The sequence below is a fragment of the Curtobacterium sp. NPDC088465 genome (assembly GCF_044753165.1).
GTDB lineage: Bacteria > Actinomycetota > Actinomycetes > Actinomycetales > Microbacteriaceae > Curtobacterium.
Genome location: NZ_JBIVMR010000004.1, coordinates 37,263 through 63,447, shown reverse-complemented (window position 1 = coordinate 63,447; position 26,185 = coordinate 37,263). Strand labels below are relative to the sequence as shown.

The window sequence follows — 26,185 nt, the reverse complement described above, 5'->3', positions numbered from 1 at the left end:
AGCCGCCGCCCTCCGGCGGGAGCACGGAGGGCCCGGACGATGGACGTCCCGGGCCCTCCGGCGCGCGGAACGCGGATCAGGAGGCGTTCCGAGCGCTCGACGCGGTAACCAGCCGGTCGTCCCTCGATGGTGTCACCGCACCCGGTGACGTGTCCACGGTTCCGGTCCGATCCACGCGAACCCGCACGGATGTGCAGGAACCGGCCGGTCGGACTGCGTCCCCGCTGTGTGCGCGCCGGGCGGATGCCCGGCGCGCACGGCCGTGCTCCGCGTCCTATCGCGATCAGTGTCCGACCGCGATCAGCGTCCGCCCGTGATGCGGCGCTCGCGCTGGGCGACGCCGGCGGTGCCGTAGGGGTAGTCGTCGACCCGCGGGGCACTCGCGTCCGTCAGGGCCTGCAGCTCGTCGTCGGTGAGCACGAGGTCGGCAGCGCCGAGGTTGTCCTCGAGCTGCGAGACCGTCCGGGCGCCGAGGATGACGCTCGTCACCGCGGGCCGCGCGAGCAGCCAGGCGAGGGCGACCTGCGACTTCGAGGCACCGTGCGCGTCGGCGACCGCGGAGACCGCGTCGAGCACCTTCCACGTGCGCTCGTCGCCGTTGCGGGCCTCCCACGCCTCCATGCCGCGCTGCGGGTTCTCGCCGAGACGTGTCGAGCCCGTCGGAGCCTCGTCGCGCTGGTACTTCCCGGAGAGCCAGCCGCCGGCCAGGGGCGACCACGGGAGCAGACCGATGCCGGCGTCCAGGCACGCGGGCACGACCTCGTGCTCGATGTCCCGCACGAGCAGGTTGTACTGCGGCTGCAGCGTCACCGGCGGTGCCCAGCCGTGGGCCTTCGCCTCGTACACGGCCTTCGTCACCTGGTAGCCGAGGTAGTTCGAGAACCCGTAGGTGCCGATCTTGCCGGCGGACACGGCGTCGTCGAGGAAGCGCAGGGTCTCCTCGATCGGCGTCAGGGCGTCCCACGCGTGCATCTGGTAGAGGTCGATGTGCTCCACACCGAGCCGCTCGAGCGAGGCGTCGAGCGCGACGCGCAGGTGACGGCGGGACAGGCCGAGGTCGTTCGGGCCGTCACCCTGGGGGAACCGGCCCTTCGTCGCGAGGACGACCTGCTGCGCCTCGGTCGGGTGGGCGGCGAGCCACCGGCCGATGATGCGCTCGGACTCGTTGCCGGAGTACACGTCCGCGGTGTCGACGAGCGTGCCGCCCGCTGCGACGAACGTGTCGAGGATCTGGTGGGAGGTGGGTTCGTCGGCCTCACTGCCGAACGTCATGGTGCCGAGGGTCAGCGTCGACACCGATGTCCCGCTGTTGCCGAGGAGTCTGTAGTCCATGGCCGGGACGCTACGCCCGGTCTCCTCCGCCAGCGGGGACCTGCCAGTACCCGTCAGGGGTGCGCACCGCCCCCTCAGCGCCCCTCGGACAGGAAGGCGATCGCACGCTCACGGAAGTCGCGCGACGTGGGGGCGTTGAAGTGGTTCCGACGCGGGATCTCGAAGAACGACGCGTCCGGCGCCGCCTCGGCCAACCGCACGGCGCTGTCCCGGATCCCGTCCTCGCTGCCCGCCGCCATCAGGATCGGCTGCGCGGGGGCGTTCTCCGGCGTCGGCTCGACGCTGTTCCGCATCCCCTCGACCATCGCGACGAGCGCGCGGAGGTCGTTCCCCTCGACGTTCGCCGCCATCTGCAGGTACCCGTTCGTCACCCGGTCCTCGACCGGGGTGCCGTCGGCGATGTACGCCTTCGCCTGGTCGACCGCCACGCGGCGCATCGGGTCGGCGTCCGGGATCCCGCCGAGGACGGCCCGCGAGATCCGGTCCGGGATCTGCTCGGCGGTGTGCCAGCCGACACGGGCGCCGAGCGAGTACCCGAGGAACGCGACGTCGTCGAGCAGGTAGGTGTCGACGACCGTGGTGACGTCGGCGACGAGCAGGTCCATCGAGTACGCGGACGGGTCGTGCGGCTTCGACGAGGCACCGTGCCCGCGCTGGTCGAGCGCGACGACGCGGTAGCCCGCTCGGACGAGGTCACGGGTCCACCCCGAGGCGTGCCAGTTCAGGACGGCGCCCGAGGCGAAGCCGTGCACGGCCACCACGACGGGGGCGTCCGGCTCGCCGAAGTCGTACGTCGCGAGCTTCAGGCCGTCCGGGGACATCACGGCACGGGGACGGGGCGCTTCGGGGACGAGTGACATGGCGCGACCAGGCTACCGGGGCATGGTGGTGGCCATGGACGGCTACGGCGGCGATCAGGTCCGGGCGGCGGAGCGGCCGCACCTCGAGGCGGGCGAACCCCTCATGCAGCGCGCGGCGGCGGGGCTGGCCCGCATCGTCGGCGAGCTGCTCGACGACCCGGCGGTCCGCCCGCAGGACGGCCCGGGGTCGGTCCTGCTGCTGGTGGGCAGCGGCGACAACGGCGGTGACGCCCTGTTCGCGGGTGCGCACCTGGCGTCGGACGGGAGGCACGTGACGGTGCTGCGCGTCGGCGCACGTGTCCACGAGGCGGGCCTGGCAGCGGCGCTGGACGCCGGGTCGCGCCTCGCCCCACCGGCACGGCCGGACCGCCGCTGGCGCGTCGCTCCGGAACCGGCGGCGTGGGCCCCGGACGGCCCGACGGACCCTGACGACGCCGGTGCGGCCGACGTCCTGCGGGCCGCCGCGACCCCGGACGCCGAGCGCCTGGCGGCGGTCGCCGCCGAGGCCGCCGCGGGAGCCGACCTCGTGCTCGACGGCATCCTCGGCATCGGTGCCGGCGGCGGCACCCCCTTGCGCTCCCCCGCTCGGCAGGTCGTCGACGCGATCCGCGAGCTCGCCCGCGACCAGCGCGCCCCGTTCGTCGTCGCCGTCGACGTGCCGAGCGGCATCGACGTCGACACCGGCGCGGTGGCCGACGACCACGTGCTCCACGCCGACGTCACCGTGACCTTCGGCGGGGTCAAGGCGGGCCTGCTCACCGGCCCCGGGGCGACGCTCGCCGGGCGGATCGAGCTCGTCGACGTCGGCATCGGAGCGGACCTGGCGACGATGGAGCCGCTCGTCCGCACCTGACGCCGGTCAGCGCCCGACACCGACCCGGCGTCGGCGGGAACGGGATCAGGCCGCGCCGGCGTCCACCCCGTCGACGACGTCGGGACGCGCCTCGAGCCACGTGTCGACGAAGTGCCGGTAGTTGGCGGCGATCACCTGCTCGGCCGCCTCGTGGTCGAGCCCCTGCTGCACGACGTCGTCGAGCGCGTCCTCCCAGTTGCTCCGCCCGATGGCGAAGCCGACGAAGCCCTCGACGGGTGCTGCGACGCGCAGCCACTGGTCGAGCTGGTCCTCGGGGGCGTCGCGGCCCAGCACGATGCACTGCACGTGGTCCCGACCTCCGGCGCGCACGGCGGCGACGACGCGCTCGGCGTCCTCGGTGCGGTCGAGGCCCTCGAGCTTCCACACGTCCGGCTCGACCCCGTGCTCCTGCAGGTACCCGATGGTCTCGACGACGAGTCCCGGGCGGACGTCGCGGTCGTAGTCGTCCGCCTGCGCCTGCTGGTCGTCGGTGCCCGGGACGAGGAGCTCGACCAGGAACGCACGGTCGGCGTCGTGCAGGGCGCGGGAGACCTCGGCGAGCCGCTCGGCCTGCGCCTGCCGGTCGCCGGCGTCGAACGCGGGGTTGTCGCGGACCAGGACCTTCACGAAGTCGGGGTCGAACGAGTCCACGTGCGCGAGCCAGTCGTCGCCGTACTCGAGCTCGAACCAGTCGCGGCCGGACCGCTCGATCGGCATCGCGAGCTGCAGCCCGGCCTCGCGGACGAGCCGGGCGACGTCGTCGCCGTAGCGCTCGTCGACGAGCACGCCGGTGCGTGCGCGGGAGGCCCCTGCGGCGAGCGCGGTGAGCACACCGCGGTACACGAGCTGCTTGCCGGCACGGACGCGCTGGGCGTCGGCCTCGTCCGCGGGCTCGCCGGACTCGTCGCCGTAGGTGTGCTCCAGGAGCGAGGACCGCTGGTCCATCGCGAGGAGGAAGAGGGGGTGCTGTTCATCGAGGTCGGCCATGCCGCCATGCTGCTCGCACCCCCTCCGTCCGCGCTCAGTGGGCGCGGTACAGTTCCGGCTCCGGCAGCCCGTGGGCGGCACGGATGCTGCGCGAGATGCCCTCGATCGCCACGAGCGCATCGACCACGGCCTCGGCGGTCACGGGGAACGGCATGTTGTGGATCGTCTCGCTCTCCACGGTGGCGGCCTCTGCGACGGCCCGGAGCACGTCCCGGTCGTCGACGGTCAGCCCGATCTCGGTCAGGGTGTTCGGCAGTCCGACCCTCGTCGTGAAGACGACGAAGTCCTCGATCTCGTCGGCGGGCGCCCCCTCGAGCACGAGCTGCGCGATCGTCCCGACGTTGACCTTCTGCCCGTGCGCGAGGCCGTGCGCTTGCGGGGCCGCGGTCAGGCCGTTGTGGATCGCGTGCGCCGCGGCGAGGCCACCGGACTCGAAGCCGAGCCCGGACAGCAGGGTGTTCGCCTCGACGACCTTCTCGAGCGCGGGCGTGACGACCTTCGCCTTCACGGACTCGATCGCCTGGAGCGCGTTGTCGTGCAGGAGCTCCCACGACAGTTCCGCGAGCGCGACACCGGTCTCGGTCTGCAACCCGCCGGCCATGGTGTCGGCGTTCGCGCGCTTCGCGGCACGGGCCTCGACCCAGGTCGCGAGGGCGTCGCCGATGCCCGCGACGAGGAACTGCACGGGGGCGTTCGCGACGAGCTTCGTGTCGATGAGCACGAGGTCCGGGTTGTGCGGGAAGAAGCGGTACTCGATGAACTCCCCCTCCTCCGAGTAGACGACCGCGAGCGCGGAGGTCGGGGCGTCGGTGCTCGCGGCGGTCGGCACGCTCGCCCAGCGGATCCCGGCGAGGTGCCCGGAGGCCTTCGCGGCGTCGATCGCGGACCCGCCGCCGAGGCCGACGACCACGTCGGAGTCCGTCTCGCGGATCTTCGCGGTGAGGTCGTCGATCGCCTGCGGGGTGGCGAAGCGTCCGAAGCCGACCCGCTCGACCGGCAGGCCGGCGGCGTCGAAGCTCGTGCGGACGGCGTCCTCGACGATGCCCCACACCACGTCGTCGGCGACGAGCAGCGGACGCTTCCCGATCGGCGCGACGAACTCCCCGACGCGGGTGATCGCGTCCTTGCCCTGCACGTAGCGGGCGGGGCTCATGACGGTGCTGATCGGAGTGGCCATGGTGCTGCTTCCTTCCGGGTGGATCGTGCTGTTGTACGACAGGTGTCGGCGGTGCCGACGCACCGGACGCTACGCGGGTCGGCTGCGGGTACGGTCGGCGGCATGACGTTCAACGAGGACTCGCAGCTCAGCGGCGGGAAGGTGAAGCGCCGCGGGCGTACGGCGGCGATCGGTGGTGGCGGCGTCGGTGTCGCGGCGATCGTGGTGTTCCTCATCGCGCAGTTCACCGGGGTCGACCTGAGCGGCATCGTCGGCGACGGCAGCGGCACCACCCAGATCCAGCAGCAGGACGAGACGGTGCAGCCCGCCGAGGAGTGCCGCACCGGCCGCGACGCGAACCAGCGGGTCGAGTGCCGCATGGAGGGCGCGGCCGAGTCGCTCGACGCCTACTGGACGGCCGAGGCCGCCGACCTCGGGATCTCGTACACGACGCCGGGCTTCGTGCTCTTCGACGGGTCGACGGACACCGGCTGCGGCCAGGCCTCGGCGGCGACCGGCCCGTTCTACTGCCCGCCGGACCGCTCGATCTTCCTCGACACGGCGTTCTACGACGACCTGCAGTCCCGGTACGGCTCGTCCGGCGGTCCGCTCGCCCAGATGTACGTCGTCGCGCACGAGTGGGGCCACCACGTGCAGCAGCTCCAGGGCACCTTCGCCGACACCGACCGCTCCGGCACCAGCGCGTCCTCGGGCAGTGTCCGCGTCGAACTGCAGGCGGACTGCTACGCGGGCTCCTGGGTGGGCTCGGCCACGACCACCCGCGACGCGAACGGCGAGACGTTCTTCGAACCCGTCACCCGGGCGCAGATCGCCGACGCGCTGTCCGCCGCGAGCGCCGTCGGCGACGACAGCATCCAGGAACGGGCCACGGGTCGCGTCGACCCCGACTCGTTCACGCACGGGTCCAGCGCCCAGCGCCAGGCGTGGTTCACGCGGGGCTACGAGCGCGGGGCCACCGCCTGCGACACGTTCAGCGTGCCGGGCTCCCAGCTCTGATCCGCGGGCCGCGGACGCACGCTCGGGTCACGAGCCGCCCCCGGACGCACGGGAGGCTCCCCACCGGTCCGGTGGGGAGCCTCCCGTCCGTCGGTCTGCCGACCGGTCGCGACGTCAGCCGGCGGACGCGCTCGCGGAGGGGGTCGGGGTCGCGGTGGGCGACGGCGTCGCGTCCGACGCCCCGGCCGCCGACACCACGAAGGTGCGGAAGTCGTCGTTGGTGATCGGCGCGGTGAGCTCGTACTGCTTGCCGTTCACGAGCACCAGGGGCGGCCCGGGGAACTCGTCGAGCGACGAACCGGGGATGTCGCCGCCGGTCACGTCGGCCGTGCGCTCGTCGACCCACTTGGCGTAGGTCTGGTCCCGGATGCAGTCGCGGATCGCAGCCGCGTCCTGCACGCCGTCGACCCCGGTGACGAGCCGCTCGAGCTGCGCGTCGGTGAGGCCGGAGGTGCCCTGGTCGGGCTGCCGCGCGAAGAGCGCCTGGTTCACGGCGTAGAACTGGTCGGGCGACCGGTCCGCGACGCAGGCCGCGGCGTTCGCGGCGCGCAGCGAGTACTTCGTGCCCTGCGACCGGTTCGTCAGCACGGCGACCGGGTGGATGTCGACCGTCGCGGCGCCGGAGTCGACCAGGCTCGCGATGTACTCGCTGTTGGCGTCCTCGAACTGCGCGCAGGTGTCGCAGAGGTAGTCGACGTACATGGTGATCCGCACCGGGTCGGACGCGTCGGTCGCGTCGGGCGTCGGGGACGCCCCGACCGGGCTCAGGCCCTCGCCGATCGTGATGCCGCCCTGCGACATCGTGGACGGTCCGGGGCCGGCGGGCTTCACCGAGTCGACCAGCACCAGCGTGACGACCGCCACCGCGGCGAGGAGCACGACCCCGAGCCCGATCTGCAGTCCCAGGCGTGTGCCGCGCTGCCGGCGCTTCTGCTGGGTCCGTGCTCGCTGGGCCCGCTGCCGTGCGGCCTCTCGTCGTTCGTTGCGCGCGGCGCGTGCGTCACCCTCGGGGCGGTTGGTCATGCGTCGTTGGTCCTCACGTTGCTCCTGACGTCCGCACGGCCTCGCCTTCCCCCGTACGCCGGACGGACCCGCCGATCGTAGTGGTCCTTCCTGGGACCAGCCAACCAGGTCGGACCGGACACTGGCGCTGGCGGGGGAACTCGTGTTGTATGAGCACCGATGGTCGACGACGACCATCCGGGGCCCCCACGGGCAACCGCTTCACAACGGATCGTCCGGCACGTACCTGCCGGTGAAGGAAGGATCGAACGCTCATGGCGTCCGTCACCTACGACAAGGCAACCCGTCTCTACCCCGGAGGCACCCGCCCCGCGGTCGACTCCCTCGACCTGGACGTCGCCGACGGCGAGTTCCTCGTCCTCGTCGGCCCCTCGGGCTGCGGCAAGTCCACCTCCCTGCGCATGCTCGCCGGCCTCGAAGAGGTCAACTCCGGCGCCATCCGCATCGGCGAGCGCGACGTCACCGACGTCCCGCCGAAGGACCGCGACATCGCGATGGTGTTCCAGAACTACGCGCTGTACCCGCACATGACCGTCGCCGAGAACATGGGCTTCGCGCTCAAGATCGCCGGTGTCGGGAAGGAGGAGCGCGCCACCCGCGTGCAGGAGGCCGCGAAGCTCCTCGACCTCGAGCAGTACCTCGGCCGCAAGCCGAAGGCGCTCTCGGGTGGTCAGCGTCAGCGCGTCGCGATGGGCCGCGCCATCGTCCGTCAGCCGCAGGTGTTCCTCATGGACGAGCCGCTGTCGAACCTCGACGCCAAGCTCCGCGTGCAGACCCGCACGCAGATCGCGTCGCTGCAGCGTCGCCTCGGCGTCACCACGGTCTACGTCACGCACGACCAGACCGAGGCCCTGACCATGGGTGACCGCATCGCGGTGCTCAAGGACGGCATCCTGCAGCAGGTCGGCTCCCCGCGCGACCTGTACGAGAAGCCGAACAACGTCTTCGTCGCCGGCTTCATCGGTTCGCCGGCCATGAACCTGCTGCCGGCCGACGTCATCGAGGGCGGCATCAAGTTCGGCACGCTGAACCACCCGCTCGACCGCGACACCCTGTCGAACGCGCGCTCCGGCAACATCACCGTCGGCATCCGCCCCGAGGACGTCGTCGTGTCGACCTCGGGCGAGGGCCTGCCGGTGACGGTCGACGTCGTCGAGGAGCTCGGCGCCGACGGCTACCTCTACGGCCACGCCGACGTGAACGGCCAGCGCACGGACATCGTCGCCCGCGTCGACGGGCGTTCGCACCCGTCGATCGGCGACACGATCGTCATCACGCCGAAGCAGGGCCACGTGCACGCCTTCGACACCGAGTCGGGCGAGCGCCTCGACGACAAGGCAGTCGTCAGCGCGTAGTCTGCGCAGTTCCCCCGGGAGCCCGCGCCCGCCTCACCAGGGCGGGCGCGGGCTCCCGCTGTTCCACCCACCGGACGCCGTGCGCGTGGTGCCGCCGCCACGAGCCCGACGTCCGGTACCGCGCCCTCCAGGAGCCAACCGTGCCCGACTCCCTCGCCATCACCGCCGCCACCGTCGACCCCGGCCTGCTCGACCTGCCGTGGGACCTGCCGCTCGAGGACTGGCCCGACGACGTCATCGTCGCCCTGCCGAAGGGCATCTCGCGGCACCTCGTGCGCTTCGTGCACCTGAGCGGGTACGTCGCGGCCGTCAAGGAGACCGGGGAGGAGGTCGCGCGGGCCGAGTACGAGATGCTCCGCACGCTGCAGCGCATGGACGTGCCGTGCGTCGACCCGGTCGCGGTGATCACGAACCGGGCTGACGCCGACGGCGAGCCCCTGCACCCGGTGCTCGTGACCCGACACCTGCGCTTCTCGCTGCCGTACCGCGCGCTGTACTCGCAGACCCTGCGACCGGAGACCGCCACGCGCCTGGTCGACGCCCTCGCGCTGCTGCTCGTGCGCCTGCACGTCATCGGCTTCTACTGGGGCGACGTCTCGCTGTCGAACACCCTGTTCCGCCGCGACGCGGGTGCCTTCGCCGCGTACCTCGTGGACGCCGAGACCGGGAAGCTCTACCCGGGCGGCCTCTCCAACGGACAGCGCGAGAACGACCTCGAGGTGGCCCGGGTCAACATCGCCGGTGAGCTCCTCGACCTCGAGGCCGGCGGGCGCCTCGACGAGAACGCCGACCCCGTGGACGTGTCGAACCGGATCGTCGCGCAGTACCGGACGCTCTGGAAGGAGCTGACCGGCACCGAGCAGTTCGACGTCAAGGAGCGCTGGCGCATCAACGACCGGGTCGAGCGTCTGAACGCCCTCGGGTTCGACATCGAGGAGCTCTCGATCCACACCACCGAGGGCGGCTCGCAGGTGCGGATCCAGCCGAAGGTCGTCGACGCCGGACACCACCAGAGGCGTCTGCTCCGGCTGACCGGGCTCGACGCCGGCGAGAACCAGGCGCGGCGGCTGCTCAACGACCTCGACGCCTACCGGGCGCGGAACGGGCGGGACCAGCTCGACGAGGAGATGGTGGCGCACGAGTGGGTGTCCCGGGTGTTCGAGCCGGTGATCCGCTCGATCCCGCGTGACCTGCGCGGACGTCTGGAGCCCGCCGAGGTCTTCCACGAGCTGCTCGAGCACCGCTGGTTCATGTCCCAGGAGGAAGAGCGTTCGGTCTCCCTGCCCGAGGCCACGACGGCGTACATCAACGACGTGCTGCGGCACCGCCGCGACGAGCGGCTGCTCATCAACCCGCCGACGTCGTCCATGACGCTGCCGATCCCCGTCGTCGAGGACGACACGGCAGACGAGGACGACGTCGAGGACTGGCGCGCGACGGTGTAGCCGGACGGACTGGAGGCCCGGTGCCGGTCTCGTGGACCGGCACCGGGCCTCCAGGTGGTCGGGTGGCTGCGCGCTGCGCCACCGCGCAGCGCGCGCCTACTCGGCGCGACGGCGCCGAGCGACCTCCCACAGGGTGACGCTCGCGGCGATGCCCGCGTTGAGCGACTCGGTGGCGCTGGAGATCGGGATCGAGACGATCGCGTCGCAGGTCTCGGTGACCAGGCGGGACAGACCCTTGCCCTCGGACCCGACGACGATCACGATCGGCCGGTCGGCGAGCTCGAGAGCGTCGAGCTCGACGTCCCCGTCGCCGTCGAGACCGAGCACGAAGAGCCCCATCGACTTCAGCGACTTGAGCGTCTGCGTCAGGTTCGGCGCCATCGCGACGGGCGTGCGCGCAGCGGCACCGGCACTCGTCTTCCACGCCGACGCCGTGACGCCGACCGAGCGGCGCTGCGGCACGATGACGCCGTGGCCACCGAAGGCCGCGGTCGAGCGGATGATCGCGCCGAGGTTCCGCGGGTCGGTGATGCCGTCGAGGGCGACCATGAGCGGGACCTGGTCGCGGGAGAACGCGCGCTCGGCGAGGTCCTCGGCGACGGCGTACTCGTACGCCGGGACCTTCAGCGCGACACCCTGGTGCACGCTGTCGTGGCCCGTGATGCGGTCGAGCTCCGGCCGCATGATCTCCATGATCGGGACGCCGCGGTGGTTGGCGAGCGCCAGGATCTCCTTGACGCGGTCGTCGACCTCGATGCGGGCGGCGATGTACAGCGTCGTCGACGGGGTCTTCGTGCGCAGGGCCTCGAGCACGGAGTTGCGCCCGGTCACGAGCTCGGAGTCGTCGCTCTTGCGCTGCGGCGGCCGACCGGTGCGCTGCTGCGGCGAGCTCGACGCACCGTGACGGCCGCGGGCAGCGTCGAGCCGGTCCTTCGCCGCCTTGCGCTTGCCGGCGGGGTGGTACGGCCGGTCCTCGGCCTTCGGCGTGGGCTTGCGCCCCTCGAGCGCCTGCGCGCCCTGGCCGCCGGAGCCGACCTGCTTGTTGCCCTTGCGGCCGGAGCGGACGGCGCCGGGCCGACCCTTCTTGCTCCCCGAGACGTTCTTCATTGCTCTCTCCTGTCCGGCACGGCCGTTGTCAGGCGATGCTCCAGCGTGTTCCTGCTGCGGTGTCCTCGATGGTGATCCCCGCGGCTGCGAGGTCGTCCCGCACCCGGTCCGCCGTGGCGAAGTCGCGTGCCGCACGGGCCTCGGCGCGCTCCTGCACGAGGCGGTCGACGAGCGCGGCGAGCGGTGCGGCCGAGACGTCCTGCGCACCACCGGACCAGTGGGCCGCTCGCGGGTCGATGCCGAGGACCTCGACCATGGCGGCCACCTGATGGTACGCGACCCCGAGCGCTTCCGCATCGTCGGCGTCGAGCGCGGCGTTCCCGGCACGGACCGTCTCGTGCAGCACGGCCAGCGCCTGCGGCACCGCGAGGTCGTCGTCCATCGCGGCCGCGAACGCGTCGGGCACGGCCGGGGCGTCGCGGAGCGGGACCCCCTCGAGCCGGGGTTCCGCGCGGGCCAGGAACCCCTCGATCCGGTCGTAGGCGGCCTCGGCCTCGGCCAGCGAGCCGTCGTGGTGGTCGATCGAGGACCGGTAGTGCGCCGCGCCGAGGAAGTACCGGACCACGGCCGGACGGGCGGACGCGAGGAAGTCGGCGGCGAAGATCGAGTTCCCGAGGGACTTCGACATCTTCTGCCCCTCGACCGTCACCAGGCCGTTGTGCAGCCAGTACGACGCGAACGGGTCGCCGGCCGCGGTCGACTGCGCGAGCTCGTTCTCGTGGTGCGGGAAGCGCAGGTCGAGGCCGCCGCCGTGGATGTCGAACGCCGGGCCGAGGTAGCGCCGCGACATCGCCGAGCACTCGATGTGCCAGCCCGGGCGGCCCGGCCCCCACGGGGAGTCCCAGGTCGCCGTCGTCGGCTCACCCGGCTTGGCGCCCTTCCACAGCGCGAAGTCCCGCGGGTCGCGCTTGCCGCGGGGGTCGGCGTCGGTGGCCTCGACCATGTCCTCGCGTCGCTGGCGCGTCAGGGCGCCGTAGGACTCCCAGCTGCCGGTGTCGAAGTACACGTCGCCCGTGCCGTCGGCGGCGGCGTACGCGTGCCCGCGCTCGATCAGCCGCTCGATGATCTCGTGCATCTGCGGCACGCTCGCGGTCGCCCGCGGCTCGTACGTCGGGGCGAGGATCCCGAGGGCGTCGTACGCGGCGGTGAACTCCCGCTCGACGCGGTACGCCCGGGCGAACCACTGCTCGTCGGTGCCCGCGGCCAGGTCGAGCACCTTGTCGTCGATGTCGGTGACGTTCCGCACGAGGGTCACCCGGTACCCGCGGTACGTCAGCCACCGGCGCCACACGTCGTAGACCAGTGCCGAGCGCAGGTGCCCGATGTGCGGCGACGACTGCACCGTCGGCCCGCACACGTACATGCTCACCTGTCCGTCGACCAGCGGGACGAGGTCGACGACGGCTGCGGCGCGGGAGTCGTACAGGCGAACGGTCACGCCCCAAGCCTAGGACGTCGGACGCGCCGGGTGACGGAGGGGGTCGGCAGCGGTCAGCGCGGCCGGACGACGGCGGTCGCGATCGCCGCGAGCCCCTCCCCGCGCCCGGTCAGGCCGAGGCCGTCCGTCGTCGTGCCGGAGACCGCGACGGGAGCACCGACGACCGCGGCCAGGGCGGCCTGCATCTCGTCGCGTCGGGCACCGATGCGGGGACGGTTCCCGATCACCTGGACCGTGACCGAGGTCGGCGCGAGACCGGCCGAGCGCAGGAGCTCGACGGCCCCGCGGACGAAGACGTCACCGGTGGCCCCGGCGTAGCGCGGGTCGGAGGTGCCGAAGCGCCCGCCGATGTCACCGAGGCCGCCCGCCGACAGCAGTGCGTCGCAGACCGCGTGGGCGACCGCGTCGCCGTCGCTGTGCCCGGAGAGCCCCGGTTCGCCGGGGAAGTCGAGCAGCCCGACCCGGCACGGCGACGCGGCGTCGAAGGCGTGCACGTCGACCCCGAGGCCCACGCGGACGTCGGGCGCCGCGGCTGCCGCACCGGTGCGGGAGGCCACGAGCGCCTCGGCCCGTGCGAGGTCCCACCGCGTGGTGATCTTGAACGCGTCGGCGTCACCCGGCACCGTGCGGACCGTTCCCCCGGCTGCCCGGAACACACCCGCGTCGTCGGTCTCGGAGCGCTCGGCGCCCGCGTAGGCGGCCCGGAGTGCGGCGAGCGGGAAGACCTGGGGCGTCTGCACCCCGACGAGCGCCGACCGGTCGACGGTCTCGACCACGACGTCCGCGTCGACACGCTTGACGGTGTCCGTGACGGGCAGGGCCGGGACGACGCCGTCACCGGTCGCGCGTGCACGGTCGAACACGGCGTCGAACTGCGCCGCCGGCGTCAGGCAGCGGGCGGCGTCGTGGACACCGACCCACTCGATGCCGTGCGGCAGGGCGTCGAGGCCCGCCTGGACCGAGGCGTGGCGGTCAGCACCGCCCGCGACGACCACGGTGAGGTCGACCGCGCGTCCGGCGGTCGCCGCGACCAGGGCGCGGCACTCGTCGAGCCGGGCTGCGGGTGCCACGACCACGAGGACGGTCGGCTCGGCCAGGGTGAGCACGGTGCGCAGGGCGCGGGTGAGCATCGGTTCGCCCGCGACCGGGACGAACGCCTTCGCGTCCCCGATGCCCAACCGCGTGCCGGACCCGGCTGCGACGACGACGACCGCCCTGCTCACCCGATCGGGGAGCAGGGCGGTCGTCGTCGTGTCGTCCAGCGGCGGTCCGCGCTACGAGGCGAGGACCTCGTCGAGGACGGTCGATGCCTTGTCCTCGTCGGTCTTCTCGGCCAGGGCGAGCTCGGAGATCAGGATCTGCCGGGCCTTGGCCAGCATCCGCTTCTCACCCGCGGAGAGCCCGCGGTCCTGGTCGCGGCGCCAGAGGTCGCGCACGACCTCGGAGACCTTGATGACGTCACCGGACGCCAGCTTCTCCAGGTTCGCCTTGTACCGGCGCGACCAGTTCGTGGGCTCTTCCGTGAAGGGCGCCCGCAGGACCTCGAAGACCTTGTCGAGGCCTTCCTTGCCGATGACGTCACGGACGCCGACCAGGTCGACGTTGTCCGCCGGCACCTCGATCGTCAGGTCACCCTGCGTGACACGCAGCTTCAGGTAGACCTTTTCCTCGCCCTTGATGACGCGCGTCTTGACTTCAGAGATGGTTGCCGCCCCGTGGTGGGGGTAGACGACGGTCTCGCCGACCTCGAATTGCATGTATCAGGCTCCGTTCCCAGGACCCCCAGTTTACCACAAGGACCTTTCGGGTAAGGGGCCTGGGCGGCCCGCACCCCCGACGATCGGTAGGATGGACGCGGACCGCCTGGTCCACATCGTGATCTTCCGGAGGAATCTCTTGCGAGCTCGGGTACTCGTGTCCGTCGCCGTTGCGGCATCCATCGCGCTCGGCGCCACCGGCTGCGAGTTCATGTCGCCCGCGCACACCAAGGAGATCAAGCAGATCACCGACGGCGTGAACGTCAGCACCGGCTCGATCGACATCCGGAACGCGCTGCTCATCTCCGACGGCGGCGAGGACGCGCGCTTCGTCGGGAGCTTCATCAACACCGGGTCGAAGGACGTCACCATGAGCGTCGAGGTCGGCGGCGTGACCCAGACGGTCGAGATCCCGGCGAACTCGCACGTCGATCCCGCCGTCCCGGCCGGTCCCTCGAGCGAGGCCGAGTCCAGCGTCCAGTCCGGAGCCGAGACGCAGGGCACGCGCTCCGCCGGCCAGCCGGAGCTCGTCTTCTCGGGCGCCGACGCCGTCCCCGGCTCGCTCGTCAAGACGTACTTCTCGTACTCGGGCGCCGAGGGCGTCTCGGCCAACGTCCCGGTGCTCACCAGCGCCCTCGAGGAGTACCAGACCCTCGCCCCGACGACGTCCCCGTCGGCCACCCCGTCGAGCACGGAGACCTCGCCGTCGGAGAGCGGCTCCGAGCCCACCGGCGACGCCACGGCTCCTGGCACCCAGTCGGGCGACTCGCAGACCGACTCGTCCGAGGGCGACAGCGGCACGAACTGACCGCCGCGCGCCGGACGGGCGCGACGACCTGACGCAACGCACCGGAGGCCCGGTGCCGGTTCCGAGAACCGGCACCGGGCCTCCCGTGCGTCGCCGGTCAGCCCTCGATCCGGTACCCCAGACCGCGCACCGTCACCAGGACCTCCGGGGCGCTCGGCACGCGCTCGATCTTCGACCGGATGCGCTTGATGTGCACGTCGAGCGTCTTCGTGTCCCCGAAGTAGTCCGACCCCCACACGCGGTCGATGAGCTGCCCGCGGGTGAGCACGCGTCCGGCGTTCCGGAGCAGGAGTTCGAGCAGCTCGAACTCCTTGAGGGGCATCGGCGTCTCCGCCCCGTCGACCGACACGGTGTGCCGCTCGACGTCCATCCGGATCCCGCCGACCTGCAGGATGCCGCTGTCGCCCGGGTCGTCCTCGGTGCGCCGACGCAGCACCGCCCGGAGCCGGGCCAGGAGCTCACGGGTCGAGTACGGCTTCGTCACGTAGTCGTCGGCGCCGAGCTCGAGCCCCACGACGATGTCCACCTCGGAGTCCTTCGCGGTGAGCATGATGATCGGCACGTTCGAGCGCGTCCGGACCTGCCGGCAGACCTCGGTGCCGCTCAGCCCGGGCAGCATGAGGTCGAGCAGGATCAGGTCGGGGTTCTCGGTGTCGAACTTCGACAGCGCGGTCACGCCGTCCGCGGCGACGGCGGTCTCGTACCCCTCGCGCTGCAGGAGGAACTCCAGGGGCTCGCTCAGGGCCGGCTCGTCGTCGACGATGAGGATCTTGGTCACGATGACTGCTCTTCCAGTTGCTCTTCGAGTGCGGTGGTGAGTTCGGGATCCGCCTCGGGCAGGCGGATCGTGAAGGTCGAGCCCTTGCCGGGCTGCGACCAGACGCGGACGTCGCCGCCGTGGTTGCCGACGACGTGCTTGACGATGGCGAGCCCGAGACCGGTGCCGCCGGTCGCCCGCGACCGTGCGGGGTCGACGCGGTAGAAGCGCTCGAACACGCGGTCGAGGTCGGCCTCCGGGATGCCGACGCCCTGGTCGGTCACCGCGATCTCGACGAAGCCCTTGGTCGAGCGGACGCCGACGCCCACACGGGTGTGGTCCGGGGAGTACTTGACCGCGTTGGCGATGAGGTTCGACACCGCGACCTGCAGCAGCCCCGGGTCGCCCATGACCCGCAGCTTCGACCGCTTGGCCCGCACGATCTCGATCTCCCGGGCGCGGGCGACGACCTCGTTCGCGTCGACCGCCGCCTGCACGATCTTGTCGACCGACGTCTCCTCGCTGTTCTCGAGGGTGTCGACCGACTGCAGCCGCGACAGCTCGATGATGTCCTTCGTCAGGGCCCCGAGCCGCTCGGACTCGGTGATGAGCTGCCCGGCGAACCGCTTCACGTGGTCCGGGTCGTCGGCGGCGACGACGAGGGTCTCGGCGAGCAGGCCGATCGCCCCGATGGGGGTCTTCAGCTCGTGCGAGATGTTCGCCACGAAGTCGCGTCGGACCTCGTCGATGCGGCGGCTCTCGGTCAGGTCGTCGGCCGTGACGAGCACGTAGCGGTTGCCGAGCTGCGCCGCCCGGAAGCTCAGGTAGCCGACCAGTTCCCCGCTGCGCCCGCGGGGCAGCTCGAGGTCCTCCGACCCCATCTCCCCGCTCCTGCGCACCTGGTCCACCAGGGCGACGAGCTCGGCGTGCACGAGCTTCCGCCGCACGACGAGCCCGACGGTCAGTGCCTGCGGCGACGCGGCGACGACCGTGTTCGAGGGGTCGACGACCACCGCCGGGTTGTGCATCGTGGCGATGACCGCGGCGACGCCGTCGGGCAGCGTCCGTTCCGCGACGTCGGCTGCCCGGGCCGTGCGCTCCGCCGTGATGACCAGCACCACGACCCCTGCGCCGAAGACCCCGCCGAGGAGCATCGACAGTGGCACGAGCCACGCGTTGTCCATGCCGCCAGTGTAGGGATCGTCACGCGGGGTTCCGACGCCGTTCACCCCGCTTCCGCGCCGTCGAGGCCCCGGATTGTGAGGTGTTCAGCCGCAGGTCACCGTTCGTTCACCTGGGCTGACGACACTCGTCCGGTACGCATCAGAGAGGCACATCCCCCATGCGCGAAGTCTTCCAGCAGGAGCTCCAGGACGTCCAGGAGCGTCTGACCGAGATCGCCGGACTCGTCGAGTCCGCCATCACCCGTGCGACGCAGGCGTTCAGCGAGTCCGACGTCGCCCTCGCCGAGGAGGTGATCGCCGACGACGCCATGATCGACCACGCGGCGAACAGCCTCGACGAGATCGCGATCGACATCCTCGCGCGGCAGGCGCCGGTCGCCCGTGACCTCCGCGTCGTCGTGACCGCGCTGCGCGTCAGCTCGTCGCTCGAGCGCATGGGCGACATGGCCGAGCACATCGCGCAGCTCGCCCGCCAGCGCTTCCCCGAGAAGGTCGTGCCGAAGGGCCTGCGCGGCACCTTCAAGCAGATGGGCGCGCACGACGTGCAGATGGCCCAGAAGCTCACGCGCCTGCTCGCGACCGAGGACATCGCCCTGGCCGCGGAGATCCGCGACGAGGACGACGCCGTCGACGAGCTGCACGCGAGCGTGTTCGACTTCGTGCTCGGCGAGACCTGGAAGGGGAACCCGATCGACACGGTCGACGCGACCCTGGCCTCGCGCTACCACGAGCGCTTCGCGGACCACGCGGTGTCGATCGCCAAGAAGGTCGAGTACCTGGCGACCGGCGACTGGACCGGCGCCGCGTCGGTGACGGCCTCCCCCGCCTGACGGGTTCTGCCAGGATCGTGGCATGGCTCAGGTCGCGATCGTCGTCAACGGGATGCCCGGTTCGGGCAAGAGCACGGTGGGCGCCGCCCTGGCCGAGGTGCTCGGCTGTCCCTTCCTGTCGAAGGACCGCATCAAGGAACCCCTGGCCGACGTGGTCGGTCCGATGATCGGCTCGCGCGAGCTCGGCGGCATCGCGATGGACACGATGTGGTCGATGGCGCGGGCCGTCGAGAACGGGGTCGTCCTCGACGCCGTCTGGCTGCCGTCCCGTGACCGCGACCGCCTGGAGGCCGGACTCGCCTCCGCCGGCTCACCGCGCGCCGTCGAGGTGTTCTGCCAGGTCGACCGGGTCACCGCCGCGGACCGGCTGCGCGACCGGTACGAGCCCGGAACACTGCCCGTCCGGCACGAGGTGCACGGCGACCTGGCGGAGATCCTGGCCTTCTGGGACGAGCACGGCGACGCGGCCGCACCGATCGGGCTGCCGGGCGTCCCCGTCGTGCGGGTCGACACCGGTCGCCCCTACGACGTCGGGGCGCTCGTGCAGGAGATCGCCGACCACTTCGTCTGAGGTCCGCGCCGGGTGCACGAACGCCCCGCCGGTGTCCGGCGGGGCGTTCGTCGTGCTGGTGCTACTTCTTGGCGCCCTGCGCGGCGACCGCGGCGGCACCGGCAGCGGCGGCCTCCGGGTCGAGGTAGTACGAGGGCTTCGTCGGACGGAAGTCGTCGTCGAGCTCGTACACGAGGGGGATGCCCGTCGGGATGTTGAGGCCCGCGATGTCGTCGTCGGAGATGCCGTCGAGGTGCTTCACGAGGGCGCGGAGCGAGTTGCCGTGCGCGGTGACCAGGACGGTCTTCCCCTCGCCCAGGTCCTTCGTGATGTCGGACTCCCAGTACGGCAGCAGACGGTCGATGACGAGCTTCAGCGACTCGGTGCGGGGCAGCTGGTCGCCGAGGTCGGCGTAGCGGCGGTCCCCGGCCTGCGACCACTCGGCGTCGTCCGCGATGGGGGGCGGCGGCACGTCGAACGAGCGACGCCACTCCATGAACTGCTGCTCGCCGTACTGCTCGAGCGTCTGGGCCTTGTCCTTGCCCTGCAGGTCTCCGTAGTGGCGCTCGTTGAGGCGCCAGTCGCGCTTCACCGGCAGCCAGGCCAGGTCGGCCTCGAGCAGGGCGATGTCGGCGGTCTGGATCGCGCGGGTCAGCAGCGACGTGTAGAGGACGTCGGGGACGATGCCCGACTCGGCGATGAGGGTGCCGGCACGCTTCGCCTCCTTCTCGCCGAGCTCGGAGAGCCGGACGTCGACCCAACCGGTGAACAGGTTCTTCTGGTTCCAGTCACTGTTGCCGTGACGCAGCAGGACGAGCGTGGAGGTCATGCGTCCGAGTCTACCGAGCGGGTGCGCCTCGGTACCCTGGGGTCCATGCCCATCGGGAACGTCACGCGCGGGACCACCGGGTACAACCGGCTCCGTCGTGTCGACCGCTGGATCGCCGCGCTCCCCGTCCTGCGCCGGACGGACGACCCGCTCGTGGCCGACGTCGGGTACGGCGCCCGACCGACGACGACCCTGGAGCTCCGCGACCGGCTGGCCCGGGTCCGACCCGACGTCGAGGTCACCGGCATCGAGATCGAGCCGTCACGCGTGGCGCTGGCGAACGCGGGCACCCGTGACGGGGTGACGTTCCGGCTCGGCGGCTTCGAGACGCCGACGCCCGGTGGCCGCCGTCCCGCCGTGATCCGGGCGTTCAACGTCCTGCGGCAGTACGACGAATCCGCCGTCGTCGACTCGTGGCGGATCATGCAGGACCGCCTGCAGCCCGGCGGGACACTCGTCGAGGGCACCTGCAACGAGGTCGGCCGCGTGGCGTCCTGGGTCACGCTCGACGAGCACGAGCCGCACACGTTCACGGTGTCCCTGCGCGTCGCCGACCTCGAGCTGCCGAGCATCGTGGCGGAGCGACTGCCGAAGGCCCTGATCCACCGCAACGTCCCCGGGGAGCGGGTGCACGCGTTCCTGCTCGACCTCGACCGTGCGTGGGCGGTCGCCGCTCCGCTCGGCACGTACGGCCCCCGCCAGCGGTGGATCGCGACGGTGCACGGCATGCGCGACCGGGGCTGGCCGGTACTGCACGGGGTGACGCGCTGGCGTCTCGGCGAGCTCAGCGTCCCGTGGTCGGCCGTCGCTCCCGCCTGAGCGGCCGCCGCGCCACGAGACTCGCCCAAGCGGACACGTCCACGGTCGTGCGGGCGCGAACACGTCCGCGGGGCCGAGTCTCGCCGGACCGCGTCCGACGACGACTACGAGCGGCGCACGGCTCCGAGCCGGGGCAGGCGCGGGACGTTCGCCGTCGCGCCGGCCTCCGGCGGGACGATCGTCTCCTGCGCGGCCGTGACCACGACGTCGTCCACGGTCAGGGTCAGCGTCACGGCGGGGTCGAGCGAGCGCTTCACGACCGCGAGCCCGACCGGCCCGAGCTCGTGGTGGAGCGCCGACGCGGTGAGCCGCCCGACGTCCTTGCCGTCGAGCTCGACCGCGGTGCCCGGCGCGGGCAGCACGCCGTCCGAGCCGTCCAGGTGCAGCATCACCACGCGGCGCGGCGGGTGCCCGAGGTTGTGCACCTTGGCGACGGTCTCCTGCCCGCGGTAGCAGCCCTTCGACAGGTGCACGGCGGAGCGGAGCCAGTCGAGCTCGTGCGGGATCGTCCGCTCGTCGACGTCCGCGAGCGAGGGCCGCCACGCGGCGATGCGCAGGGCCTCGAACGCGAGCAGCCCCGCGACCGGCGTGTCCGACGCTGCCAGCGCAGCCACGGCGTCCGGGGTGACCACGTCGATGCGGAGGGTCCAGTCGGAGGCGGGATGGGCCTCCGGGGCGGCGTAGCCCCATCCGCCGGGCGTGACCGACGACCACGGGTCGACCCACTCGACGACCACGCCGTCGGGCGCTGCCGAACCCGCGAAGCGGCCGAGCGTGACGAGGTCGGCCGACCGGTCGGCGACCTCGACGCGGAGCATGAAGCGCATCGAGTCGAGCCAGCCGGCGAGCGGTGCGGCGTCCGCGGGCTCGGTGAGGAGCCAGGTGACCTCGCCGTCGTCGACCACCCGGGCGGCGTGCTCGACGCGGCCGGACTGGTCGAGGACGAGCGTCTCGGTGCTGACGCCGGGCTCGAGCCCGGTGAGCAGCTGCGAGGTGATCGAGTTGAGCCAGGACAGGCGGTCCGGTCCGCTGACCGTGACGACCCCGAGGCCGAGCTCGACGACCGCGCGACCGGAGGCGAGCGCCCGCTGCTCACCGACGGGGTTGCCGAAGTGGGCGGCGGGACCGGCCTCGGTCGCGACGAAGCCGTCGCGCCCGCTGAAGGCGGACATCAGTCGACCTTCGCGAGCTGCCCCGAGGCGTGCGAGGTGAGCTGCTGCCCGAGCGCGGCGATGTCCCACGCCCAGAAGAGCTTGCCCTCGACCAGGCCGTACAGGCGGGTCGCGGCCGAGTAGTCCTTCGCGTTCGGCGAGCGCATCACGGCGTCGGTGGCCAGGTCGATCCGGCCCTTCCTGACGCGGCCGACGTAGAGCTCGTTGACGCCGGTCGGGTGGATGATCGCGGCCTCGACGTCGAAGCCGTCGGTCGTGTTCCGGAGCGCCTCGACGCTCTCCACCGTGCTGAACGGCGTGGGACCGTCGCCCATGAGCATCGCGGGACCGCGGTCACCGGGCTCGTTCGGCCGGTCGATGCGCCAGTAGCCCATCTCGGCGGCGAGGGGCGTGTGGTCGTCGTCGAGCAGCCACGTCGTCGAGGAGTAGTTGAGGTACGGCAGGCCGTCGTGGCTGAAGCTCACGCGCTGGCCGAACTCGTACTTGCGGGGCTCGTCCTCGTCGCCCACGGGGTACTCGACGACGCCCGTGCCCTCCCAGACACCGACGAGCCAGGACAGCGGGACGAGTTCGGGCGCCAGACCCTCGGGCAGTTCGATCAACGCTGACCCTTGAACAGCTTCACGACGACGACGACCGAGATGAACGCGATCGCGAGCGACGCCAGGCCGAGGAGGCCCACGTAGAACAGCTCGAGCGCAAGCAGCGAATCCATGCCGCGAGTCTACGCGGGACGCCTGACGGCGCCAGGGGGCGTGCCGCGCGGTCGCAGGTCGCGCGGTCGCGGGTCTCGGGTCGCGCGGCTCAGCGCGCCAGCAGCACCACGGCCGTGACGAGCACGACGACGAAGGCGCCGGAGGACGCGATGCTGATCCGCTCGACCAGCCCGTCCTTGGTCGCGGTGATGAGCTGCAGCACGAAGCTCACGAGCACGCAGAGCACGAAGACGAGCAGGAGCCAGGCGAACGAGTCCTTCTGCGTCAGGGCCAGCACGAGCACCGCACCGACCACGGCGAGGACCCAGACCGGCAGCACGGAGGTGAGCCGCAGGCGGCGCTGGTCGAGGGGCGGGACGGGCTCGGTCACGCGTTCCATCATGACAGGGCCTCGCCGACCGGGACGCCCGACCGACCGGCCGGTCGGCGGGCCTCTTCCGACACATCACTAGGATGGCTCCACGACGTCCCCTCGTTCTGGAGGTCCTGTGGCCCAGCTCCTGGTACTCACCTCAGCCGCGCCCGGCGACGTCCTGCCGAGTCTCGGTCTCCTGAGCCACCGGATCCGCCACGTCCCGGCCGAGGCCGCCCAGCTGGTCAACGCCCCGCAGAGCGACCTGATGTTCGTGGACGCCCGCCTCGACCTCGTGAGCGCCAAGGCGCTGTGCAAGATCCTCGCGACGAGCGGCTCGACGACGCCGGTCATCCTCGTCGTGACCGAGGGCGGGCTCACCGCGGTGAACAGCGAGTGGAACGTCGACGACGTCGTGCTCGAGAGCGCCGGGCCCGCCGAGGTCGACGCGCGCATCCGCCTCACCACGGGACGCGCCGCCAAGAACCCGTCGGGCTCGAAGATCCAGGCCTCCGGGGTCGTCATCGACGAGGCGAGCTACTCGGCGAAGGTGCGGGGCCGGCCGCTCGACCTCACCTTCAAGGAGTTCGAGCTCCTGCGCTTCTTCGCCTCCCACCCCTCGCGCGTCTTCACCCGCGAGCAGCTCCTGAGCGAGGTCTGGGGCTACGACTACTTCGGCGGCACCCGCACGGTCGACGTGCACGTGCGACGGCTCCGCGCCAAGCTCGGCGACCTCGAATCGCTCATCGGCACGGTCCGCAACGTCGGCTACCGCTTCAACGTGCACGACGACGAGGCCGACCGGCTGGCGGCCCAGTAGTGCTCGCCGTCGTCGAGATGCTCGCCGCCGCCGCGACCGCCGCGGGCGAGGCCCCGCCGTTCTCCGACCAGACCCTGGTCGACGTGCGCGCCGGCCGTGCCGCGGTGGTCGGGGACGAACGCGGGGTCGCCGTGGTCCGGGACGGCGAGCTGGAACTCGTCGTCGCCCCGGAGGCCCGTGGCCAGGGCGTCGGGTCGGCACTCGTCGCGCAGGTGCTCACCCCGGGCGCCGGGGGCGCGACGGCGGCCTCGGGCGTTCCGCGCCTCGCGTGGGCGCACGGGGACCACCCGGCCGCCCGTGCCCTCGCCGACCGGTACGGCTGGACTCCGGTACGGACCCTGCTGCAGCTCCGGGCGACGGTGTCGGACGAACCCACCGGGGCCGATGTCCCCGACGGGTACCGGCTCGACGCCTTCCGCCCGGGCGACCCCGAGGACGAGGACGCCTGGCTGACCCTCAACGCCGCGGCCTTCGCGCACCACCCCGAGCAGGGCCGGATGACGCTCGAGGACCTGCGCGCCCGCGAGGCCGAGCCGTGGTTCTCCGGCGACGACCTGCTGCTCCTGCGCGACGACTCCGGCGCGCTCGCGGGATCGTGCTGGCTCAAGGTCGAGGACGGCGTCGGCGAGTTCTACGCGGTCGCGGTCCGGCCGGACCTGCAGGGGCGTCGGCTCGGCGGGGTCCTGATGCGCGCGGGCTCGGCCCGGCTGGCCGGTCGCGGACTGACCGCGTCTGCGCTCTACGTCGAGGGCGACAACGAGCCCGCGCTGGCGCTGTACCGCCGGTCCGGCTTCACGCAGCACGCGATCGACGTGCAGTACGCCGCAGGGTCCGGCCGGTAACATGACGCGAGGTCGACGAGGGGTCGACCGGGGGCAGTCGGGGGCAACGTGACGGAGCAGGGTCGGGCGCAGTACGGCCGCGGCGAACCGCTCGGTGCGTCGTACCGGCTGGTCGACCTGCTCGGCACCGGCGCGACCGGCGAGGTCTGGCGCGCCGAGCACACCGCGACCGGGGAGCACGTCGCCGCCAAGCTGCTGCGCGCCGAGCTCGCCGCCGACCCGACCGTCGTCGAGCGGTTCGTCCGCGAACGCACCGTGCTGCTCGGCCTGCAGCATGCGTCGATCGTCCGGGTGCGCGACCTCGTCGTCGAGGGCGACCGACTCGCGATCGTCATGGACCTGGTCGGTGGGGGCTCCGCCCGCGACCTGCTCGCCGACGCCGGGACGCTGCCGCCCCGGGACGCCCTGACGATCACCGCCGAGACGCTCAACGCCCTCGCCGCCGCGCACGGGCAGGACGTCACCCACCGCGACGTCAAGCCCGACAACGTGCTGCTCGCGTCCCCGTGGGTACCGGGCACCACGGGCGACGTCCGGGTGTCGGACTTCGGGATCGCGTCCGTCATGGCCGACCGGCAGCGCACCACGACCGGGCTGCTCGGCACGCCGCAGTACATGGCCCCCGAGTCGATCAGCCAGGGGCGCTCAGGCCCCGCGGCCGACGTGTACGGCGCCGGGGTGATGCTCTACGAGCTGCTCGCCGGACGCACCCCCTTCGCCGGACCGGGCACCGACTTCGCCGTCGCCTACCGCCACGTCACCTCGGACCCGCCGCAGCTCGACGTCCCCGCGTCGCTGTGGACGGCGGTGTCGACGATGCTCGCCAAGGACCCGGCCGCACGACCCGCGGCCGCCGACGCCGCGGCCACCCTGCGCCGCCTTGCCCGACAGCTGGCCGACGCCCCGGCGCTGGCCCCGACTGCCGAGCCGGAGTCCTTCGCCGAGGTCGAGCGGCCCGCCACCGTGGTGCGCGGACTCCGTCCCGGCGGCGGTACCGCGTCCGACGGTCCCCCGGCGGACGGCTCCGGCCCGTCACCTGCTGCGGAGGACGCCGGACCGGTGCCCGAACTCGGGCAGGCGGGCTCGCAGACGGTCTTCCGGCCGCTCGCACGCCCTCCGGTCGCCGCCGCTCGCGAACCCGAGGCCCCGGCGCGCGGCCGGTGGCAGCGCCCGGACTGGCTCACGAACCGCATGCTCGGGCTCGGTGCCCTCGGCGTGGTGCTCGTCGCCGCACTCGTCGTCGGCGGGGTCGTCTGGCTCCCCGGCGCCCTGGGCGGCAAGGACACCCCGAGTGCGGCCCGCACGGCGCAGGCCGCGAGCGCCTACCAGCAGGACCGTCCGCTGCCGACCGGACTCTCGACGACCCGCAAGGCGACCGTCGACCCGCAGGCCGGCACGGTGGACCTGTCGATCACGTACGCCGCCCAGTCCGCGACGCTCCGCGGCCCGCTGCTCGAGGTGGTGCCCGGGGTCGGAGCGCGGTCCGAGTGTCCCGCGGTGACGTGGACCGGCGACGAGGTGAGTGGTGCCCGGAACCAACCGTCGCTGACCGGCGTCGACGTCCGCTGCGGCTGGACGCTCTCCGACGTGGTGGTCCCGGCGGGCGAGGACCTGACCGTGCAGGCGACCGTGCGGCTGTCCGACGTGCCCGACCAGGCCGGGCTCCAGGAGTGGCTCGACGCGGCGGGCAGCGCGACCACGACGGCCGTCACCGACCAGGCCGTGACCGGGACCTCGTACCCCGTGCAGCGACTTCAGGGCGTCGAGGTCCGCACGCCCGACCGCACGGTCAGCCAGACCACGCTGCCCGTGACGCTCGTACCGGTGTGGCCGAGCGGTGCCGACGAACTCAACCCCCTCTACCGCAGCCCCTCGACCGGGAAGCCGTCGGAGATGCTCACCGACGTCGCCGGCGGGGAGGCCGGGGTGCGCTTCGCCGACGGGTGCTCGGGTGCGCTGGCCGTGTCCTCGGACGGCCTCGTCGTGACCGCACTGTCCGTCGCGCCGTCCTGCACCGTCCGCGCGACGGTGGGCAACTTCACGGACCTCGAGAGCTCGCCCTTCGGCATCACCACCCGCGACTGACCGGCGTCCGCCCTCGCGGGACGTGACATGGGTCACGCCGGGAGGCGCGCGGCGGGCGTGCACCGCGACTCCCGGTCGCGGATCCGCCGGA

General features: G+C 72.6%; 26 protein-coding genes. 11 read left to right on the top strand and 15 right to left on the bottom strand.

The genetic code is table 11. The features are described 5' to 3' along the window. Positions 1-300: 300 nt before the first annotated feature. Both ACIP6W_RS14670 and ACIP6W_RS14665 read right to left on the bottom strand, forming a co-directional pair. The gene (locus ACIP6W_RS14670; RefSeq protein ID WP_066656578.1) at positions 301-1,332 is read right to left on the bottom strand and encodes an aldo/keto reductase; all 1,032 of its coding nucleotides are present in this window, start codon (positions 1,330-1,332) and stop codon (positions 301-303) included. A 74-nt stretch (positions 1,333-1,406) separates the two neighbouring features. Beyond that, the gene (locus ACIP6W_RS14665; RefSeq protein WP_209685433.1) at positions 1,407-2,192 is read right to left on the bottom strand and encodes an alpha/beta fold hydrolase; all 786 of its coding nucleotides are present in this window, start codon (positions 2,190-2,192) and stop codon (positions 1,407-1,409) included. On the opposite strand from ACIP6W_RS14665, the gene ACIP6W_RS14660 reads away from it, so the two are divergent. Continuing rightward, positions 2,191-3,045 (top strand): NAD(P)H-hydrate epimerase, encoded by an 855-nt coding sequence (locus ACIP6W_RS14660; RefSeq protein WP_209685431.1) that lies wholly within the window; start codon positions 2,191-2,193, stop codon positions 3,043-3,045. The two genes, ACIP6W_RS14665 and ACIP6W_RS14660, sit on opposite strands and share 2 nt — an antisense overlap. A gap of 45 nt (positions 3,046-3,090) precedes the next feature. Here ACIP6W_RS14660 and ACIP6W_RS14655 read toward each other — a convergent pair whose 3' ends face one another. Then, positions 3,091-4,032 carry a 2-deoxy-5-keto-D-gluconate 6-phosphate aldolase domain-containing protein gene (locus ACIP6W_RS14655; protein ID WP_400430185.1) on the bottom strand — a complete coding sequence of 314 codons (942 nt, stop codon included), beginning with the start codon at positions 4,030-4,032 and terminating at the stop codon, positions 3,091-3,093. A 34-nt stretch (positions 4,033-4,066) separates the two neighbouring features. Further along, positions 4,067-5,209: a glycerol dehydrogenase gene (locus ACIP6W_RS14650; protein WP_066656610.1), complete on the bottom strand. Its 1,143-nt coding sequence runs from the start codon at positions 5,207-5,209 to the stop codon at positions 4,067-4,069. Between the two features lie 102 nt (positions 5,210-5,311). Here ACIP6W_RS14650 and ACIP6W_RS14645 point away from each other — a divergent pair, with 102 nt between their 5' ends. After that, positions 5,312-6,205 carry a neutral zinc metallopeptidase gene (locus ACIP6W_RS14645; protein WP_400430183.1) on the top strand — a complete coding sequence of 298 codons (894 nt, stop codon included), beginning with the start codon at positions 5,312-5,314 and terminating at the stop codon, positions 6,203-6,205. A 114-nt stretch (positions 6,206-6,319) separates the two neighbouring features. Here ACIP6W_RS14645 and ACIP6W_RS14640 read toward each other — a convergent pair whose 3' ends face one another. Continuing rightward, positions 6,320-7,228 (bottom strand): DsbA family protein, encoded by a 909-nt coding sequence (locus ACIP6W_RS14640; protein WP_400430181.1) that lies wholly within the window; start codon positions 7,226-7,228, stop codon positions 6,320-6,322. Positions 7,229-7,482: 254 nt separating this feature from the next. Between ACIP6W_RS14640 and ACIP6W_RS14635 the strand changes: the two genes are divergently transcribed. Beyond that, positions 7,483-8,583 (top strand): ABC transporter ATP-binding protein, encoded by a 1,101-nt coding sequence (locus ACIP6W_RS14635; protein WP_066656626.1) that lies wholly within the window; start codon positions 7,483-7,485, stop codon positions 8,581-8,583. A 140-nt stretch (positions 8,584-8,723) separates the two neighbouring features. Continuing rightward, positions 8,724-10,028 (top strand): DUF4032 domain-containing protein, encoded by a 1,305-nt coding sequence (locus ACIP6W_RS14630; RefSeq protein WP_209685424.1) that lies wholly within the window; start codon positions 8,724-8,726, stop codon positions 10,026-10,028. Between the two features lie 96 nt (positions 10,029-10,124). On the opposite strand, the gene rlmB is transcribed toward ACIP6W_RS14630, so the two are convergent. Genes rlmB through ACIP6W_RS14610 form a run of 4 tightly spaced genes read right to left on the bottom strand, consistent with a single transcriptional unit; the run spans position 10,125 to position 14,330 of the window. Beyond that, on the bottom strand, positions 10,125-11,135 hold the full coding sequence (rlmB, locus tag ACIP6W_RS14625) for a 23S rRNA (guanosine(2251)-2'-O)-methyltransferase RlmB (protein WP_066656632.1): 1,011 nt from the start codon (positions 11,133-11,135) through the stop codon (positions 10,125-10,127). Between the two features lie 28 nt (positions 11,136-11,163). Next, the gene (gene cysS, locus ACIP6W_RS14620; protein WP_271826096.1) at positions 11,164-12,573 is read right to left on the bottom strand and encodes a cysteine--tRNA ligase; all 1,410 of its coding nucleotides are present in this window, start codon (positions 12,571-12,573) and stop codon (positions 11,164-11,166) included. Between the two features lie 53 nt (positions 12,574-12,626). Continuing rightward, a complete protein-coding gene (gene ispD, locus ACIP6W_RS14615; RefSeq protein WP_400430178.1) occupies positions 12,627-13,796 on the bottom strand; it encodes a 2-C-methyl-D-erythritol 4-phosphate cytidylyltransferase in 1,170 nt (389 codons plus the stop codon). Positions 13,797-13,847: 51 nt separating this feature from the next. Continuing rightward, positions 13,848-14,330: a CarD family transcriptional regulator gene (locus tag ACIP6W_RS14610; RefSeq protein WP_017888066.1), complete on the bottom strand. Its 483-nt coding sequence runs from the start codon at positions 14,328-14,330 to the stop codon at positions 13,848-13,850. A gap of 91 nt (positions 14,331-14,421) precedes the next feature. On the opposite strand from ACIP6W_RS14610, the gene ACIP6W_RS14605 reads away from it, so the two are divergent. Next, positions 14,422-15,138 carry a hypothetical protein gene (locus ACIP6W_RS14605; protein ID WP_209685419.1) on the top strand — a complete coding sequence of 239 codons (717 nt, stop codon included), beginning with the start codon at positions 14,422-14,424 and terminating at the stop codon, positions 15,136-15,138. Positions 15,139-15,235: 97 nt separating this feature from the next. Here ACIP6W_RS14605 and ACIP6W_RS14600 read toward each other — a convergent pair whose 3' ends face one another. Both ACIP6W_RS14600 and ACIP6W_RS14595 read right to left on the bottom strand, forming a co-directional pair. After that, on the bottom strand, positions 15,236-15,916 hold the full coding sequence (locus tag ACIP6W_RS14600) for a response regulator transcription factor (RefSeq protein WP_271826098.1): 681 nt from the start codon (positions 15,914-15,916) through the stop codon (positions 15,236-15,238). Further along, a complete protein-coding gene (locus ACIP6W_RS14595) occupies positions 15,913-17,079 on the bottom strand; it encodes a cell wall metabolism sensor histidine kinase WalK (protein WP_066656668.1) in 1,167 nt (388 codons plus the stop codon). The genes ACIP6W_RS14600 and ACIP6W_RS14595 overlap by 4 nt, the downstream gene beginning before the upstream one ends. 158 nt (positions 17,080-17,237) lie before the next feature. Here ACIP6W_RS14595 and phoU point away from each other — a divergent pair, with 158 nt between their 5' ends. Beyond that, positions 17,238-17,909 carry a phosphate signaling complex protein PhoU gene (phoU, locus tag ACIP6W_RS14590; RefSeq protein ID WP_066656682.1) on the top strand — a complete coding sequence of 224 codons (672 nt, stop codon included), beginning with the start codon at positions 17,238-17,240 and terminating at the stop codon, positions 17,907-17,909. Between the two features lie 22 nt (positions 17,910-17,931). Further along, positions 17,932-18,480: an AAA family ATPase gene (locus tag ACIP6W_RS14585; protein ID WP_251160948.1), complete on the top strand. Its 549-nt coding sequence runs from the start codon at positions 17,932-17,934 to the stop codon at positions 18,478-18,480. Positions 18,481-18,541: 61 nt separating this feature from the next. Here ACIP6W_RS14585 and ACIP6W_RS14580 read toward each other — a convergent pair whose 3' ends face one another. Continuing rightward, complete coding sequence (locus ACIP6W_RS14580) at positions 18,542-19,288, bottom strand: phosphoglyceromutase (protein ID WP_066656688.1); 747 nt, start codon at positions 19,286-19,288, stop codon at positions 18,542-18,544. 45 nt (positions 19,289-19,333) lie between these two features. Between ACIP6W_RS14580 and ACIP6W_RS14575 the strand changes: the two genes are divergently transcribed. Continuing rightward, on the top strand, positions 19,334-20,107 hold the full coding sequence (locus ACIP6W_RS14575; protein ID WP_209685415.1) for a class I SAM-dependent methyltransferase: 774 nt from the start codon (positions 19,334-19,336) through the stop codon (positions 20,105-20,107). A 104-nt stretch (positions 20,108-20,211) separates the two neighbouring features. Here the strand turns inward: ACIP6W_RS14575 and ACIP6W_RS14570 are convergent, their stop codons facing one another. The 3 genes from ACIP6W_RS14570 to ACIP6W_RS14560 form a co-directional block, all read right to left on the bottom strand. Further along, the gene (locus tag ACIP6W_RS14570; protein WP_400430174.1) at positions 20,212-21,279 is read right to left on the bottom strand and encodes a YgfZ/GcvT domain-containing protein; all 1,068 of its coding nucleotides are present in this window, start codon (positions 21,277-21,279) and stop codon (positions 20,212-20,214) included. After that, on the bottom strand, positions 21,279-21,881 hold the full coding sequence (locus ACIP6W_RS14565) for an FABP family protein (RefSeq protein WP_400430172.1): 603 nt from the start codon (positions 21,879-21,881) through the stop codon (positions 21,279-21,281). Before ACIP6W_RS14565 ends, ACIP6W_RS14570 begins: the two co-directional genes overlap by 1 nt. Positions 21,882-22,083: 202 nt before the next feature. After that, positions 22,084-22,365, bottom strand: coding sequence for a hypothetical protein (locus ACIP6W_RS14560; protein ID WP_126891649.1), 282 nt, complete (start codon positions 22,363-22,365; stop codon positions 22,084-22,086). 118 nt (positions 22,366-22,483) lie between these two features. Between ACIP6W_RS14560 and ACIP6W_RS14555 the strand changes: the two genes are divergently transcribed. The 3 genes from ACIP6W_RS14555 to ACIP6W_RS14545 are packed head-to-tail and all read left to right on the top strand — an operon-like array spanning position 22,484 to position 26,094. Further along, positions 22,484-23,167 carry a response regulator transcription factor gene (locus ACIP6W_RS14555; protein ID WP_066656694.1) on the top strand — a complete coding sequence of 228 codons (684 nt, stop codon included), beginning with the start codon at positions 22,484-22,486 and terminating at the stop codon, positions 23,165-23,167. After that, entirely contained in the window at positions 23,167-24,009 is an 843-nt protein-coding gene (gene mshD, locus ACIP6W_RS14550; RefSeq protein WP_271826100.1) for a mycothiol synthase, read from the top strand. The genes ACIP6W_RS14555 and mshD overlap by 1 nt, the downstream gene beginning before the upstream one ends. A 48-nt stretch (positions 24,010-24,057) precedes the next feature. Next, positions 24,058-26,094 carry a serine/threonine-protein kinase gene (locus tag ACIP6W_RS14545; protein WP_400430170.1) on the top strand — a complete coding sequence of 679 codons (2,037 nt, stop codon included), beginning with the start codon at positions 24,058-24,060 and terminating at the stop codon, positions 26,092-26,094. The last annotated feature ends 91 nt before the right edge of the window (positions 26,095-26,185 follow it).

Excerpts from the sequence above, each read along its gene's own strand:
- ACIP6W_RS14655 (WP_400430185.1), bottom strand. The coding sequence starts at position 4,032 with ATGGCCGACCTCGATGAACAGCACCCCCTCTTCCTCCTCGCGATGGAC.
- ACIP6W_RS14640 (WP_400430181.1), bottom strand. The coding sequence starts at position 7,228 with ATGACCAACCGCCCCGAGGGTGACGCACGCGCCGCGCGCAACGAACGA.
- ACIP6W_RS14570 (WP_400430174.1), bottom strand. The coding sequence starts at position 21,279 with ATGTCCGCCTTCAGCGGGCGCGACGGCTTCGTCGCGACCGAGGCCGGT.
- ACIP6W_RS14610 (WP_017888066.1), bottom strand. The coding sequence starts at position 14,330 with ATGCAATTCGAGGTCGGCGAGACCGTCGTCTACCCCCACCACGGGGCG.
- ACIP6W_RS14635 (WP_066656626.1), top strand. The coding sequence starts at position 7,483 with ATGGCGTCCGTCACCTACGACAAGGCAACCCGTCTCTACCCCGGAGGC.
- ACIP6W_RS14575 (WP_209685415.1), top strand. The coding sequence starts at position 19,334 with ATGCCCATCGGGAACGTCACGCGCGGGACCACCGGGTACAACCGGCTC.
- ACIP6W_RS14605 (WP_209685419.1), top strand. The coding sequence starts at position 14,422 with ATGGACGCGGACCGCCTGGTCCACATCGTGATCTTCCGGAGGAATCTC.
- ACIP6W_RS14670 (WP_066656578.1), bottom strand. The coding sequence starts at position 1,332 with ATGGACTACAGACTCCTCGGCAACAGCGGGACATCGGTGTCGACGCTG.
- ACIP6W_RS14665 (WP_209685433.1), bottom strand. The coding sequence starts at position 2,192 with ATGTCACTCGTCCCCGAAGCGCCCCGTCCCCGTGCCGTGATGTCCCCG.
- ACIP6W_RS14660 (WP_209685431.1), top strand. The coding sequence starts at position 2,191 with ATGGCGCGACCAGGCTACCGGGGCATGGTGGTGGCCATGGACGGCTAC.
- ACIP6W_RS14580 (WP_066656688.1), bottom strand. The coding sequence starts at position 19,288 with ATGACCTCCACGCTCGTCCTGCTGCGTCACGGCAACAGTGACTGGAAC.
- rlmB (WP_066656632.1), bottom strand. The coding sequence starts at position 11,135 with ATGAAGAACGTCTCGGGGAGCAAGAAGGGTCGGCCCGGCGCCGTCCGC.
- ACIP6W_RS14585 (WP_251160948.1), top strand. The coding sequence starts at position 17,932 with ATGGCTCAGGTCGCGATCGTCGTCAACGGGATGCCCGGTTCGGGCAAG.
- ACIP6W_RS14595 (WP_066656668.1), bottom strand. The coding sequence starts at position 17,079 with ATGGACAACGCGTGGCTCGTGCCACTGTCGATGCTCCTCGGCGGGGTC.
- ACIP6W_RS14645 (WP_400430183.1), top strand. The coding sequence starts at position 5,312 with ATGACGTTCAACGAGGACTCGCAGCTCAGCGGCGGGAAGGTGAAGCGC.
- ACIP6W_RS14650 (WP_066656610.1), bottom strand. The coding sequence starts at position 5,209 with ATGGCCACTCCGATCAGCACCGTCATGAGCCCCGCCCGCTACGTGCAG.
- phoU (WP_066656682.1), top strand. The coding sequence starts at position 17,238 with ATGCGCGAAGTCTTCCAGCAGGAGCTCCAGGACGTCCAGGAGCGTCTG.